This is a genomic window from Pseudomonas sp. R4-35-07 (assembly GCF_003852235.1).
Taxonomy (GTDB): domain Bacteria; phylum Pseudomonadota; class Gammaproteobacteria; order Pseudomonadales; family Pseudomonadaceae; genus Aquipseudomonas.
The window spans coordinates 2,252,841-2,266,514 of record NZ_CP027732.1 but is presented as its reverse complement, the minus strand read 5'-3'; the positions used below and the strand labels follow the sequence as shown (position 1 = coordinate 2,266,514).

The following is a 13,674-nucleotide window of genomic DNA, read 5'->3' as shown; positions in this document are numbered from 1 at the left end:
GTAGCGCACAGGCTCATAGAATGATTGATGCTTAAGTTGCATAATTGGATTTTTTATTTTTTTAGGACGCTTTACGGCATTACTTTACGTATTTTCGTTCAGCGCGAGCGCTGTTCTAACGTGCAAATACATATCCTCCACGCTATGACTAGTCGCTACCAGCGACACATTCAAATCAATATTAAATACCTCATTCAACTGCAAGCCTATATCAATCAAGTCTAACGAATCCGCCATAAGCTGCTCAATAATTAGTGTCTTGCTAGTTATCTTTTCTTGAGCAAGCCTGAAGTGATAGGCTAATAGTGCTCGTAGCATACTAAATTCTGGATCAATTTCATTCACCCCACGCCCTCCACCTCATATTACTGCGCTTGAACAAGCCGTGAAGTTGATCACTCAATGAACGCGAATAATGCTTGCAGTTTTTCCATTGTTTGCCTCACGTTTTCATAGTTACGTCGCATTTTAATATTGTTATTTTCAAATGACTTCAATCCACTTTTCAGATCCAATGCAAATTTATTCATGCGGCCGCTGTTCAGCATTTGACTTAACGTCTCAAAACTGGCACTGGAAAGACTTTGGGTATCGTCAAAATTACTCAAATCTCGCTTAAGCAGGTTAACAGCATGCCGTTGATTCTTCGTGTCAGCACTAGAAACCTGCAAAGAGTAACTCACAGCCTTGAGTATTGCAGCCAGGCTCTCGCGCGCATCGAGCATAATGCTGCCGCGTTTACTAAAGTCCCGATCAGTCCAAGGTACGTATGTTACATTTCCAAAACTCAATACACTCGCTGGCGAGTTTGGATTGAGTTTATGTCGGAGTTCAACATCATCATTTTTTTTATCGTGTTCAGGGCTGTTGAGAGTCTCCCGATCAAGGGTATCATTTCGATCTCCGTCAAACTTTTTAATCAGCGCACTAACTGAACTTTGACGATTCAACGGCGACTGTGACGGCGGCGGCGGCGGCGGTAGCGAATTCAGCTCTGCAACATTCGACTTATCGTTAACGTCCTGCGGCATGTCTAGCGCATCAGTTCCAGCAGGTATTGATTCATCAGGCACGCTCTGCTCTGAAGTTTTTTTATTTATGGCAGTTGGCTCATGGCTATTTGCCGCGCCTGCCAGAGCTCTCAATAAATCTGCGCTAATATTAATGTTCTGCACATTTGAGTTCGTGATTCCTGGTGTGCCTGGCGCATTTCGGCCTCTTCTTTCGGGCGCGGAGGTCGAGCGATCGGTCCCAGAGCCACCGTCGCCCACCAGCTCTTTCGGCGATTTCTCAATCAGTGGACGGCGAAGATCCACTTCGGTCATTACGAACTTTACCACCTCAGAAAGTGAAACGAAATCCAGCACACCGCCTGTTTTACCCTCTGTATTCGTTCTTCTCAGATCAGCCATCGTCTCAGCGGCCGACTGGCTCATGATTTTACCTTCAGGCAATACGGAACCAGTAGGAATGGAAACCTCCCTATTTTTCAAATATGCGGAGATAGCAGGCTTACCAAAATTTTTGTTAACATCAGCATAAAACCCGTAGGCTTCTTCATAACGTACCTGCTTCGCCACAGACTGTTTTAAAGCGTCAAAACTTTTAACCAGCGAGGCAGACTTTGAGTCAGACGCGATAAGCGAAATTCCTTCTTTTAGTTTACCTGCATTATCCTCCAAAAAGGTATTAAGCTCGCCAAACAACGTCACGGCGATCGATGGCATATTGGCAGCACTCACAATTACCACCCGCTGCAAATCATTAATTTCACGCAATTGCGAAGCGCTAAGTTCTTGGTAACAACTATTGGCTCTGGAGGAAAAATGTGCTTCCCTATAGTTCGATGCCAACTCATCCAAAGCACCCTTCAAACTATTGTGCTTTCCAAGTAATGAGTCCAATGATCCAGCACCCACTGCATTTCTTAAATAATGTTGACGCGCCGCAGTGTCAGCCCTTGATAAAAATTGTACTTGCTTGTCTGCATTACCTCCTTTAACCACCTTTCCATCCAAATGATTTCGGATAAGAGAATTAGCCCTGCGAAACGGTATGGCAATATTTGAAGGAGAAGTTGATCTCATATCAGCTGCCTACTTCAAATTATTCATAATCTGATTATTGGTCTGCTCAATTGCGCTAATGCTTGATGACAACGTTTGAATAAAGCTTCTCACCAAGCTTGCTGCAGAGTCCAGTTTGTTTGTGAACTGTTGAAGCGTGTTTTTTAGCTCTTCCTCTTGGCTACCAAAACCTGTTTGCCAAGCTGAATACTTCGCGTGATCCAAAAAGGCGTAGTCACTTCCTGCGGTATCATCTGGCAACGTGTCTATCATTTTTTGTATAGGGCTTAAATCCATCATTATGATGCAGCCCCCATCGTCATTCTCAACGATAACACCGGAGCCAAGTTCTTGGACCCATTTCTCCGCTTCTTCGCGGCTTACCACACTCACATGACCATCTTCCTGAGGCGGATACAAAACACCTGTAGGATGGCGCTTGTACTTAGCGAGTATGTCCTCCAATGCTGCCTCAATCTCACCAACCCAGACATAAACTGTTTTGTCATCAGCATCGATCCAACCAGACATTTCCGCAGTGATATTCTTATTAAAATCGGAATACAAGGCGGCATATTGCTCAACAACAAAAAAATAAGACGCTTGATATTCTTTATCTAACTGCTCAATGAGTTCTACAATTTTATCTTCTAAACTTTTCTCAACCTCCCCGCTCCGCCTCATATCTGGCGGTACCGTAGAATTTAACTGCAACGCTGTATTTATTGGCCTTAGACACCCCTCAAGCCTCACCAAATCAAAAGCACCAGAAAACAACGCCTTCTTTACGTCTAACAACGCGCTGGTTTTAGACACAAGCGCCTCCTCCAGCAATTCCCTTAGCTTTCGAGAACCATCGCCCTTATTGATATCGACCATTCTAAGTTTGAGCTGAAGTGCTTCGACGCTATTCGACCATAGCTGAACACTGCGCAGAAGGTCGTGTCGATTCTTCTCAGTCCGGTCTTTTTCCACACCCGTCGTTAATTTGGCGCTGACCGTATCCTCTCGCACTGAACCTGACTCACTTAACCCATACACACTCGAAGGGCGTATCGAAGCCCCCGTAACAACGGCTATACCAAACATACGTATCCTAATTTTGACCATACCGGCCGATAGCGAAATTAAATTTAGATTTTGCTAGCAATATGATTCAAAGCCGCCACATCTGCTTTACGATAACTGTCATAAAGTTCAAGTAATTTCTTGATCAGATCGCGGCTATAGCCTTCTTCCGTACCAGACGACTGCGACAGCGAGCTCATCACCGAACTGGCCGCTTCTTTAATCATCTGATCTGCCTGCAGGGCCATGGCTTCAATCTGTAGTGCGCTGTTCATAGTCATACCCAGCACTTGCCCACTACTCATCAGCGTTTGCGCTACCAGCTTTAGCTTTTCCGCTTTGAGCATGACTTGCTGGTGCATCTGCTCCAGTTCATTAACACGCGCCTGATCATCCAGCAGGTCGCGCTTCATGATTGCTCGCTCTTCCGTTGTCGTCTGGTGCCCGCTCGGCGCGAGTTGCATTTCTTCGGTGCCCGCTCCTTTGTGACGAGTTAATGATTTAAGATTATCTTGGGGATTAATTTGAAGTCCGCCGGAATCAATGGTCAGATTCTTATTTTGAATCTTCAGCCCCAGGTCATTCGCGGGCATTTTATTCTTTTTCAGTGTGACACTTTCTGTATGAATGGCTTTAGCAGAAGCGACAGCACCACCCACCGTCATCGAAAGCGACGTTGCACTGTTGGCAATGGCGGCATGAAACAGTTGTTTACCTTCTTGAACTTTGGCCGCTGCCTTTGACAGCATCTGTTCGAAAGACATGATCGCATAGGCTGATTTTTGTTTACCTTTTGCGGCCCTCGCCTCGAACTCGACAAACAATAACAGTTGATACAGCAGCGCTTGTCGCCCCGTCAGCGTCAGCGGGTCAAGGAACGCCTCAGTTTTTTCCGGTTTCTCAGTTGCGGCGCGAACGGCTTCTGCAAAATTGCTCTCGATGGATACCTCGGTTGCCTGGCTGATTTCCCCGACATTCCCGGTTTTAGGGCCGAGCTTGTCGGCCAGTCGTAAAGCCTCAGGCACCATCTCATACAATGCAATCCTGAGCTTTTGTTGCTCAGCCAGTGTGGGTAGCTCAGCGAGTCCGGCTTCCTTGATGAAGTTCAGTATTTTTTCTATTTGCGGATTTTCGACAGTTACCTGTGCACCAGAGACTACTGCATCGGAAGAAAGCGTCTCAGCGATCGCAAGACGGCTTTCGTTATGTCGGCTCGCATCAACCGCTTTGGTGTTTACAATGGGCCCTTGAGAGGCGGATCCAATATTAATAGACATAGACAAACCTCATTAAACCGAACGGTTAATTTTATTAACGACTGAGTGCGCCACTGCGAACTGATTTTCCAGATTATCGATCGCTTTCATAAACTGACGCTGCACGTCCTGGACAGCCTCGTGGATCATTTGGATCAATTTAGTCAGCATCTGTTGAAGTTGCTCAATATCCGCGCGACTCAACTCAACTTCAGACAAGGCTTCAGCAGCCTTCATTTCACTGTGCCCCTTGACGACATTCATTGATGCCGTAGAGGTCGCGCCTACGGTTTGAACGCCCGTGCTCATACCATCAAGTATTTTCGAATATCGCTGTATTGAAGCCGCATCACTCTTGAGCCCAAAAAACTCACGCGCCTGGGTGCCGACCTTACTTACAGCGTGGCCCATGCCACGCCCGGCCCCACGCGCGAATTGCTTGACTAGGTCCGGTACCAGCTTATCCATCAATTTGCCAAGGGCTTGCTCAATGCTCTTCTTGATGCTGCTCTGGGCTATCTTCGCCCCTACTTTGCCGGCAGCAGCGCCGCCCAGGACGACAGCGCCCACCATTGCTGCCGCAGCGAGAATGGCGCCGGTAATCATGCCGATCATCTCGGCTGCCGCCGAATCCACACCCACAGCTTTTAATAACTCGGTGATACCTTTGCCCAACGCTTGAACGATAGGGTTGAACACATGCTCCATGATTGGATTGAGTGCGGCCTCCATAAAGGAGAAGTCAAACAGTGCCTTGCTCACCATATCGCCGGCCATGAGTGCGAGCCCTACAGCTGCGACTGCCAGACTCGCGCCACCTGTGAATACCGCGCCCACGACACTAATTGCCGTAAGGATCCCACCCAAGACTTTCCCCAGGCACCCCATGGCCTTTTGCATTTCTTCGGCCTTGCGTACCTCTTCCAGGTACTCGTCGGACTTTTTCTCCAGATAGGCTTGGCGTGCCTTGCTCATTGATTTGTTAAGTTCAAACTGCGCCTGGTTGTCCGCCTCGATCGCCTCCGACATGATTTGCGCAACGCTCAACATCAACTTAAGCAAGAGCCCGGTATTATTTAAGGTTTTTTCAGCGTTGGCACTGTCTGGCCCTGTCAGGCTTTGCTTTCCTTTCAGTTGCTCTTTCAGTGCTTCAGCTTCAGCCTGCTTGGCATTTGCCTTCACCAAAGCATCGTTGTGCGCAGAGGTAGCCGCTTTAACTTGACCGCTTGCCTGGCTCAGTTGCTTGGCTGCGTTATCACGCTTGGCCTGCGCCGCTGCATACAGCGGATCATCCGGATCCATTGCATCCAATTCGGCTTGCGCATGATCCAGCGCACCCTGGGCCGTTTTCTGAGCGCCGAGTGCGCTGTTCAGGTTTTTTTCAGTTTGTTCGGCATCCGTTATTGCTTCGGACGCAGCGTCCACGGCGCCTTGAAACTCCTCGGAACGCTTGGTGCTACTTTCTGCGTGCGCGGCGGCGAACGATCGCAGGATTTCCAGATTGCGCTTAAGGGTAGCCGTGGTGACCCCCTCGACAAGCTCCATGACAGCCGCGAGCACGAGCATGAAATGCTCCTGGGAACTCATGCCTTCTTTTTTTTCATTTTGTACCGGCATACGCAGCATCGGTGCAGACGGATCAAATCGGCCTTGCTCCGTGGACTGGCCCAAGACCACAGTCGCCAATTGCTGCGCCGAGTCTTGCGCCCGCCGGACAAAGTCCGGACTGGCGAAACTTGCTTTCTCGGTGTCCACACGCTGCTCCTGATTCAGGTATGCACCCAAAACCCGCGTATCTCTCACCGCATTGATATTATTCATCATCGTCCTCGTTAGCGCTGGTAGCTGCAGCCTGGCGCATCGCGTCCAGATAGATCTGTGCCTTTGCGCACAACTCAGCGGTTCCTCGCTCAATGACCAGTTCAAAACATCGTCGAGCCTTGCCCACTCTTCTCAAGGAAAGTTGACATTGCCCTGCATGCAGCATCGAGCTGTAATCAGCTTTGCTTTGTGCAAACACTACCGTGTACATATCCAAGGCTTTTTCGAAGCGCTTCTGCATTTGGTATACAGCGGCGAGCCCCATCCAGTAATCGGTATTGTTAAAGTTATAAATGCACAGGAACCGGAAAAACTTTTCCGCGTCTTCCAATCGTCCCTGACAGTAAAAATCATAGGCATAGCCGTAGAGGCTCTCCATTTGCCCTTCTGAAATACCATGCAGGTCCTGCAGGGTTGCGCCCTCCAGAACGGCTTGCATTACATCCGCTGCTACTTCGTCATCATCTGACATCTGCGAACTCATTTACGTAACTCCTTTGCCGGTTCGCCGGACAGGTTCATTAAGCCAAGCTCTAGCTTTTGGTTCATTCACAAATCACTCATACGTAGGGCTCAGGCGTTTTCCACCTGCTCAAGCCACAGCAACAGCCGCAGCACTTGCTCGACCTCGTCCAGTTTGATCAGGCTGTAACGCGTGTGCGTTTTGAAGATACGCCGCGCCAACGCCACATCAGCCACCACTGGCACCCCCACTTTTTCAGCATAACCACGCACCGCCAAGGCTCGCTGATTGGTTTCCATCACGGAGATAAAAGGAATGGGCAGTACTTCTGGGTTCATATAAATACCCACCGCAATATGGGTAGGGTTAGCAATGACTACCTTGGAGTTGCGTATATCTGACTTGATCTGCTCGGACAGTAACTCTCGATGCAGTTCCCGGCGCCGACCTTTCGTTTCAGGGCTGCCTTCTTGCTCCTTATGCTCATTTTTTACCGACTGCTTATCCATTCGATGTTCCTTGATGAACAGGAAATATTCGATCAGCATATCCAACAGTACGATCAGCAGAATGCAGGCGAGCCATATCAGCATCAACGAGAGTAAGAGACTACCCCATACGGCAAATAGCCCACCGATAGGCGCATAGACGAGCGAAAAAATCCGATCACGTACAACCTGCCAAGTAACGCTTACCGCGACAACAAAGCTGATGAGGTATAACAGCGATTTAATCGCTTCCTTGACGGTACGCAGGCTGAATAGCTTTTTAAAACCATTTACTGGGTTGAGGGCCCCCAGGTTCAACTTCAGCGCTTCGGAGGCTAACTGGAACCCGCTGAGCAATAAACTCGGCAGGCCGGATGCAAGCAAGCAAACCAGTATGATAGGCGCCACAACTTTAAACGCGTGTAAAGCAAGCCCCATTATATAGACCGATGGGTCCAGGCTGAAACCGCTTTGAATATAGCGCCGGTAGAGCGCCATTAATTCCAGCAACGATACGCTGCCCACTAAAAAGGCAATGCCGCACAGCATCAAACAGGTAGTCACCAAGTCTTTGGACTTAAATGTCTGGCCGCGCTTTGCCGCGTCCCGTAGGCGTTTTGCTGTGGGCTTCTCGGTTTTTGAAGACGCAGACATTTAATCGACTCCCGCGTCTATCCAAGAAGCAAACCCAAGTGAATTATGAGCGAGTCGGAGAATTTCATCTGGCAAGTAAGCACCGAAATACAACAGAACCATCAATAGTGCGATACTGCCTTTAATCGTCAGCGACACTGAGAAAGCGTTCATCTGAGGTGCAAAACGCGACAACAAGCCGAGCACGACTTCACTGAGCAATAGTACGGTTACGACGGGTGCACTCAATAACAGGCTACGGGTGACCAAGCCGTCAAGCATTCCTAATACAGGCGGGAGGCCAGGCAGGCATGCCCCCAAAGGATCGCAGAGCTGATAACTTGCTTTCAACGTTTCAACCATCAGCAGCAAGCCGCCACCTTCAAGGTAAACCGCCGCTGCAAATAAATTGAAGAAGTTCGCCAGTTCTGAGGTATCCACACCATTAGCGGGGTCTACAGTACTGCTCAGCATGGCCCCGCGCTGGTTATCAATCAGACAACCGAGGGCATGCAATGCCCAGAACGGCCAGCAAAGCAAGCAGCCGAGGAGCACGCCGACGCCTGCCTCACGCAGCATCAACCCCATGTAGTGCAAGCTATCCATGGCCGGCAACTCAGCAGCGGAATACGGCCAAAGCGCAAATGCCACCAGCACAATTACAGCGTTACGAGCCACACCGGATAGCACACCGCTATTGAGGAATGGCAGCATGAAAAACACCGGGGCCAATCGTGCAAACCCAAGGGCCGCCCCGGCCAACCAGAGATGTAAATCGAAGAATAAGGGCAATACCATACATTAACCTGTATGGCGCAACGCCAAGCGGAACGCTTCACGAGAAAAGTTGAGCAACGTTTGCCCGTACCAGCCAGACAACATAAACATACATAAACTGACCGTCAGCAATTTGAAACCGAAGGGGAGCGTCTGTTCTTGCAACTGGGTCACTGTCTGGAACAAACCAACCAGCAACCCCACCACCGTCGCGGCAATCACGGGAGGGGCAGAAAGCATGAGGATCAAATAAAGCGTTTTGTTCCCGACAAATACCAAATCGTTCATTGGGCGTCTCCCTAAAAAGTCAATTCAAGATATTGACCAATTAGCCCTGTGGAAAGCAGGGTCCAGCCATCCAATGCAACGAATAGAATGAGCTTTATCGGGACCGATATAATTACCGGACTCATCATCATCATCCCCAATGCCAGCAAGATACTTGAAATTACAAGATCAACAATGACAAAGGGAAGATACAAATAAAATCCGATTTTAAAGGCACTTTTTATTTCGCTTAGCGCATAAGCTGGCAACAACGAAAATAAAGAGGCACGCGGCGCCTCGGCGTCGGCATAACCTTGCTCTCTCTCTACTCGATCCTCTCGCTCAAGCTGGGCGCGTTCAAAAAATTGCGTTAACTCAGGATCGGTGTGTTTTTCCAAATAGACACGGTATTCCTGCAGACCGGTATCGGTGAACTCGACGACTGCGTCGACGCTGTTGAAACTAACCGGGTGCTCCTGGTAATAGCTATAAGCTGAATGCACCACTGGCATCATTACGAAAAACGAGAGCAGCAACGCGACGCCGTTCAATGTCATATTTGAGGGTACTTGTTGCAACCCTAAGGCGTTACGCAGCATGACGAAAACGATCGAAAACTTTATATAGCAGGTTCCTGACGCAATCAGAAATGGCAACAGTGTCGCGAACGACAGCAGTGCAATCATTGAGATGTCATTCGACATGCTCGTTACCTTCAATAAACAACTCCATTAACTCAACGCCCAGGCTGCCATCGAGTTGAACTAATTCTCCTCGCGCCAAGCGAAGGCCATTGGCTCGCAGCTCAACACTCCGCTCAGCACCTGGCACGAGGGGCAGAATCCCTCCTTCGTTCAGTGCTTTCAGCTCGCTGAGGTCAAGTACGCTTTCTTGCAGCACAAACTCCAGGCGCACCGGTAAATGCCCCAGATCAACGACCGAATTAAGCCTGTTTTTTTCATGTGTCTTTTCGAGCGTGTGCACGTGTATTCCCTCTCCGGTTAGATCAAAGTGGCCAAGGCGACGGCCCGCCATGGTGAAGTATTGCGCCTTATCGGCCAGTAACAGTACGCCGCCCTTAGCCAATCGACGCAGGATGGGCATACTCACGTCGGTATAGCCAAGTACCACACTTATAGGAAAAGATAATTTCGTTAGTCTGCGCTCAAGCGAGTTATTCATCGGTGTGAATATCTCAGGCAAGGCCGATAACCAAAGTTGACCAAATGGGGTCTGTATACTGGGTAATTTTTTAACGCCGTAGTCCGCTCCTCTTTGTATCTCGCACGAAATAACACGTTTAATCGCCAACTCATTAAACGGCAAGTCCAGCGGTTGGGGCGATGCAGCAAATAATTCAACAATACGTTCGTTAGTTACCCCCTGCGGCGCATAGCCTGCGAGGCCAGGTACTGCCGCAGCCAGCCATTCACGGGGTTCCAACAGACCACGCCAGCGGCCTTGCAGCGCCTCGGCCTCGAAATGCAAATACTGCGTAGCAGAGCACAGTGAAGCGGCCTTCAACTCATTACCAGCAGAACCCCAAAGTGCAAGTAGACGCTCGTCGTTGCGCTCTTTCGGATCGTAACGACGCAAGGACAATTGTCTCATCCGCTTTGCTCCTCGGCCGACTCTTCTTCTTCGTAGCGATGCCCGTTTCCTCCGCCCTGGCCTTGATCCTGAGTCAATCGCCAGGAGGGCTCACGCGCCGCCGGAAAGTGGTGTAATAGCTCACGATGAAGCCCTGGATCATTGCTACTGATCTGTAGCCGCATGCCGGAATCATGCTCCTGTCGTTGCACCACCACTTGGCCAAACGCTTTTGGAGAGTTGAACTCATAAACGAGTTTGCTCCCCCCTTCGATCGGTGCAGCTTCCGTTTGTATGCGCTGCTCCCCTGGGAGCTGCGTACGCGGCTGAGGCCCGACGATTTCGGAGGGAGTACTTCCAATACTCAAGTAAGCGCCTGACCGCGCAGCAGGGATCGACTGGACAAGCTCAGGTTGTGATGGGGTGTCATTAGTCGCGGTTTGCGCTGTGGCTAAGCTCCAGACGTCGAGGCCTTGGTGAATAACCACCTGGTCACCCGATGCCCGTTCCACCGGGCCATTCATTACTGGTATCGCTGCCGAAACTCGCTCATGTACTGGCTTTTCCACGGCGATCCTTTTCACCTTAGAGGCGGCAGCGCCCGCCTCTACAAAACCTTCAAGCGCTGGCCGATGAAACTTCAAGCGCGGCGCTGGGCTCTCCACCTGTTGGAACGAATCTACTGCGAACTTTGAGTGGTGAACATCTGATTCCAGTGCTTGCGTATTTGCCGGTGCTTTTATCGAGCTCAATGGACTCTTTTGTACATCGACACTCACCTGTACTTTTTGCGCCTTATCCAGCATATTTTGGTCGCCGCCCGCGAAGACAACAGGGACATGCGCCAACAGCGCTCTCAATGTTTCCGGCAGTTGATCAACTTGGTCTTTTATCAAGTCATCCTCCCTAACTGCGAACTCTAGAGCTTGGTCGAGCTGATCCGCAATAGCGTCATCCTCAACAGACAGTGGGACCACTTTAATGCTGAGGGACGGGGGGATATTTACTTCGCCCATGGGGTTAGCTCCTCCTGTTCTAGTTCATCACGGCACAATGCGGCGAGCCTACGCGCACGCTTAAGTTGCACCAGCCGATGTTGGTATTTCTGCTGCTTTTTCACACACACTAGGTACGCTTCACGGGCGTTGGCCAGTTCCGGTTCTACTATCTGCTTATCGGCCAGCAACCGAGAACGCTCTAAGGCGAGCACATGCATCTGGCGACGAATAACTGCTTGGCGGCGCTGGACCTCGAACAGCTCTCCCCTGTCCAGCCGTTTTGAGCTCGGATCATGAGAAGCTAATAACGCCTTCAAACTACATACACGCTCATCCATTTCATCTACTTGCCTTGAAAGACGCGTTATGCGCTCACTAATCCGAGCCATGTTGGCCTCGTGGCGCCGTTGGCGCTGCGCCACACCTCGCAGCAAGCGGGTCATACCATGAATATGGCTCACAGCTGCTCCTGTATCCGCCTTTCTCGGCAGCTAATACTGGGGGGTCAAGCCGCTTTAAGTCTTGATTGGATATTGATTGGGGAACATCAACTCACCAAGCGTTGCAAACTATCCAGTGTCTCGCTCCACGCACACTCTTCAGCCATAGGTTGGGACAACCATTCGCGTATTGCCTCCGAACGGTCCATGACGAAATCATTTTTAGCATCGAGCCCAGGCTTGTACTCGCCTAGATCGATCAGTATCTGCAGATCGTCAAGACGCCCGAGCATCTCCCGCAATTTCGCTGCCAAGCGCTGATGGTCGGTATCAGTAACTTGAGCCGCAACCCGACTGGCACTGCGTAATAAATCGATCGCGGGGTACTGGCCTTTTTCCGCAAGTGTACGGCTGAGGTAGATATGACCGTCGAGGATAGAGCGGATCTCCTCAGCAATAGGATCAGGTTCGTCATCGCTTTCCAGCAGTACCGTGCAAAAGGCCGTGATGCTACCGCTCTCTGTTACGCCTGGCCGTTCCAGCAGGCGCGGTAAACAATCGAATACAGAGGCTGGATAACCCCGCCGAGCGGGTGCCTCACCCGCCGCCAGTGCCAGGTCTCGCCTAGCCCTGGCATAACGTGTCATGGAGTCTTGGAACAACACTACCCTCCCCCCTTGATCGCGAAAGTATTCGGCAACGGTGGTTGCCAGCAGCGCAGCATTACAGCGATCAACGGATGCTTGATCAGAGGTTGCATAAACGACTATGCAGCGACTGCGCTTGGGTGAAAGGCGCAATGCCTCGACAAACTCCGTCACTTCACGACCTCGCTCGCCGATCAAACCGATGACGAAGACATCCGCCTGACAATGTTCAATTAACATATTCATCAAGGAAGTCTTACCCGAACCGGCGGATGCAAAAATGCCCACGCGTTGCCCGACACCGCAGGTTAAAACGCCATCGATCGTGCGTATGCCGGTTATCAGCGGTTCACGCACTGATCGGCGCTGAAAGTAAGGCGGAGGGTCAGCATCCAGTGGTAGAAGCACGCTCTCCCTGCCGCTTGCCGGCTCCGACAGACGTTCGACAACTTGACCACTGGCGTCAATGACCGTGCCCAATAATTGCGCGCTGCAATTGAGCTGGGCGCCCCCTCCCGTGGGCAATAAGATGGATTCGCGGGATAAACCTCGCGCTTCACCCAACAGGCTCAGTAAAACCGTATCCGCGCGAAAGCCTATGACTTGCGCCTTAGCGACGGACGTCTCATCCAACCAGTGTCGCCGCACCTCACAGAGCTCGCCAATAACCACATTGCGTAAACGCGCCTCTAGGATCGGCCCCGCGGCTCGTTGTGGATGAGCGCCGCAGCGCAGTATTGTCCTACGCTTCACTGACGAAGAGCTTCACTGCAATTTGTAAGACTTTCTAGGAATTGATCGAGCGCCGCGGCCATATGTTGGGGATCGCCCAATGCCATCTCACCGAGCAATACTCGCAGTTCCAACACACCATCAAGATTCAGCAGCTGTGCCTGCCGAGGACGCGCATAGTCGCAAGGACGCATCAACTCAGTCAGCAGCGCATCCGAACAGTAGGATATCTGGGAAGCAGAAAACTCACCCAGTTCAGACCAGATCCAAAAGTCATTATTTTCTGAACCAATATAAACGCTCGGCAGCCCGTCCAGCTCCAAGGCAATAGTAGAGTAACCATCAAAATTACCGATCTGGCCCCCAGTACAGCCACTATGTTCCAATGCTCCTCGTACGAGCACACCAATATCTAAATTCATGACTTA

At 50.5% G+C, this 13,674-nt stretch carries 15 protein-coding genes; all 15 read right to left on the bottom strand.

Annotated elements, in window-relative coordinates; translation table 11 throughout:
- Positions 1 to 84: 84 nt before the first annotated feature.
- Positions 85 to 345, bottom strand: a complete 261-nt coding sequence (locus tag C4J89_RS10545; protein WP_124406854.1) for a phosphopantetheine-binding protein — start codon at positions 343 to 345, stop codon at positions 85 to 87.
- Between the two features lie 50 nt (positions 346 to 395).
- Complete coding sequence (locus C4J89_RS10540) at positions 396 to 2,087, bottom strand: hypothetical protein (RefSeq protein WP_124403759.1); 1,692 nt, start codon at positions 2,085 to 2,087, stop codon at positions 396 to 398.
- A 9-nt stretch (positions 2,088 to 2,096) separates the two neighbouring features.
- Complete coding sequence (locus tag C4J89_RS10535) at positions 2,097 to 3,155, bottom strand: IpaD/SipD/SspD family type III secretion system needle tip protein (protein ID WP_164487594.1); 1,059 nt, start codon at positions 3,153 to 3,155, stop codon at positions 2,097 to 2,099.
- Between the two features lie 44 nt (positions 3,156 to 3,199).
- Positions 3,200 to 4,411, bottom strand: a complete 1,212-nt coding sequence (locus C4J89_RS10530; RefSeq protein ID WP_124403757.1) for an IpaC/SipC family type III secretion system effector — start codon at positions 4,409 to 4,411, stop codon at positions 3,200 to 3,202.
- 12 nt (positions 4,412 to 4,423) lie between these two features.
- Entirely contained in the window at positions 4,424 to 6,211 is a 1,788-nt protein-coding gene (gene sctE / locus C4J89_RS10525; RefSeq protein WP_164487527.1) for a type III secretion system translocon subunit SctE, read from the bottom strand.
- Complete coding sequence (sicA, locus tag C4J89_RS10520; protein ID WP_124403755.1) at positions 6,204 to 6,695, bottom strand: type III secretion system translocator chaperone SicA; 492 nt, start codon at positions 6,693 to 6,695, stop codon at positions 6,204 to 6,206. The genes sctE and sicA overlap by 8 nt, the downstream gene beginning before the upstream one ends.
- An 89-nt stretch (positions 6,696 to 6,784) precedes the next feature.
- The gene (locus C4J89_RS10515) at positions 6,785 to 7,816 is read right to left on the bottom strand and encodes an EscU/YscU/HrcU family type III secretion system export apparatus switch protein (protein WP_124403754.1); all 1,032 of its coding nucleotides are present in this window, start codon (positions 7,814 to 7,816) and stop codon (positions 6,785 to 6,787) included.
- Entirely contained in the window at positions 7,817 to 8,593 is a 777-nt protein-coding gene (gene sctT, locus C4J89_RS10510) for a type III secretion system export apparatus subunit SctT (RefSeq protein WP_124403753.1), read from the bottom strand. It abuts the gene before it with no gap.
- Between the two features lie 3 nt (positions 8,594 to 8,596).
- The gene (locus C4J89_RS10505) at positions 8,597 to 8,860 is read right to left on the bottom strand and encodes an EscS/YscS/HrcS family type III secretion system export apparatus protein (protein WP_124362262.1); all 264 of its coding nucleotides are present in this window, start codon (positions 8,858 to 8,860) and stop codon (positions 8,597 to 8,599) included.
- An 11-nt stretch (positions 8,861 to 8,871) separates the two neighbouring features.
- Positions 8,872 to 9,543, bottom strand: a complete 672-nt coding sequence (locus C4J89_RS10500) for an EscR/YscR/HrcR family type III secretion system export apparatus protein (protein WP_124403752.1) — start codon at positions 9,541 to 9,543, stop codon at positions 8,872 to 8,874.
- Positions 9,533 to 10,450, bottom strand: coding sequence for a FliM/FliN family flagellar motor switch protein (locus C4J89_RS10495; protein ID WP_124403751.1), 918 nt, complete (start codon positions 10,448 to 10,450; stop codon positions 9,533 to 9,535). The genes C4J89_RS10500 and C4J89_RS10495 overlap by 11 nt, the downstream gene beginning before the upstream one ends.
- A complete protein-coding gene (locus C4J89_RS10490; RefSeq protein WP_124406852.1) occupies positions 10,447 to 11,445 on the bottom strand; it encodes a hypothetical protein in 999 nt (332 codons plus the stop codon). Before C4J89_RS10490 ends, C4J89_RS10495 begins: the two co-directional genes overlap by 4 nt.
- Entirely contained in the window at positions 11,433 to 11,888 is a 456-nt protein-coding gene (locus tag C4J89_RS10485) for a hypothetical protein (protein WP_124362258.1), read from the bottom strand. Before C4J89_RS10485 ends, C4J89_RS10490 begins: the two co-directional genes overlap by 13 nt.
- 86 nt (positions 11,889 to 11,974) lie before the next feature.
- Complete coding sequence (sctN, locus tag C4J89_RS10480; RefSeq protein WP_124403749.1) at positions 11,975 to 13,267, bottom strand: type III secretion system ATPase SctN; 1,293 nt, start codon at positions 13,265 to 13,267, stop codon at positions 11,975 to 11,977.
- Entirely contained in the window at positions 13,264 to 13,668 is a 405-nt protein-coding gene (locus C4J89_RS10475) for a hypothetical protein (protein ID WP_124403748.1), read from the bottom strand. Before C4J89_RS10475 ends, sctN begins: the two co-directional genes overlap by 4 nt.
- Positions 13,669 to 13,674: the final 6 nt, after the last annotated feature.

Bases quoted from the DNA above. Each gene is read 5' to 3' on its own strand.
- C4J89_RS10540 (WP_124403759.1), bottom strand. From the start codon at position 2,087: ATGAGATCAACTTCTCCTTCAAATATTGCCATACCGTTTCGCAGGGCT.
- C4J89_RS10535 (WP_164487594.1), bottom strand. From the start codon at position 3,155: ATGTTTGGTATAGCCGTTGTTACGGGGGCTTCGATACGCCCTTCGAGT.
- C4J89_RS10530 (WP_124403757.1), bottom strand. From the start codon at position 4,411: ATGTCTATTAATATTGGATCCGCCTCTCAAGGGCCCATTGTAAACACC.
- sctE (WP_164487527.1), bottom strand. From the start codon at position 6,211: ATGAATAATATCAATGCGGTGAGAGATACGCGGGTTTTGGGTGCATAC.
- sicA (WP_124403755.1), bottom strand. From the start codon at position 6,695: ATGAGTTCGCAGATGTCAGATGATGACGAAGTAGCAGCGGATGTAATG.
- C4J89_RS10515 (WP_124403754.1), bottom strand. From the start codon at position 7,816: ATGTCTGCGTCTTCAAAAACCGAGAAGCCCACAGCAAAACGCCTACGG.
- sctT (WP_124403753.1), bottom strand. From the start codon at position 8,593: ATGGTATTGCCCTTATTCTTCGATTTACATCTCTGGTTGGCCGGGGCG.
- C4J89_RS10505 (WP_124362262.1), bottom strand. From the start codon at position 8,860: ATGAACGATTTGGTATTTGTCGGGAACAAAACGCTTTATTTGATCCTC.
- C4J89_RS10500 (WP_124403752.1), bottom strand. From the start codon at position 9,543: ATGTCGAATGACATCTCAATGATTGCACTGCTGTCGTTCGCGACACTG.
- C4J89_RS10495 (WP_124403751.1), bottom strand. From the start codon at position 10,450: ATGAGACAATTGTCCTTGCGTCGTTACGATCCGAAAGAGCGCAACGAC.
- C4J89_RS10490 (WP_124406852.1), bottom strand. From the start codon at position 11,445: ATGGGCGAAGTAAATATCCCCCCGTCCCTCAGCATTAAAGTGGTCCCA.
- C4J89_RS10475 (WP_124403748.1), bottom strand. From the start codon at position 13,668: ATGAATTTAGATATTGGTGTGCTCGTACGAGGAGCATTGGAACATAGT.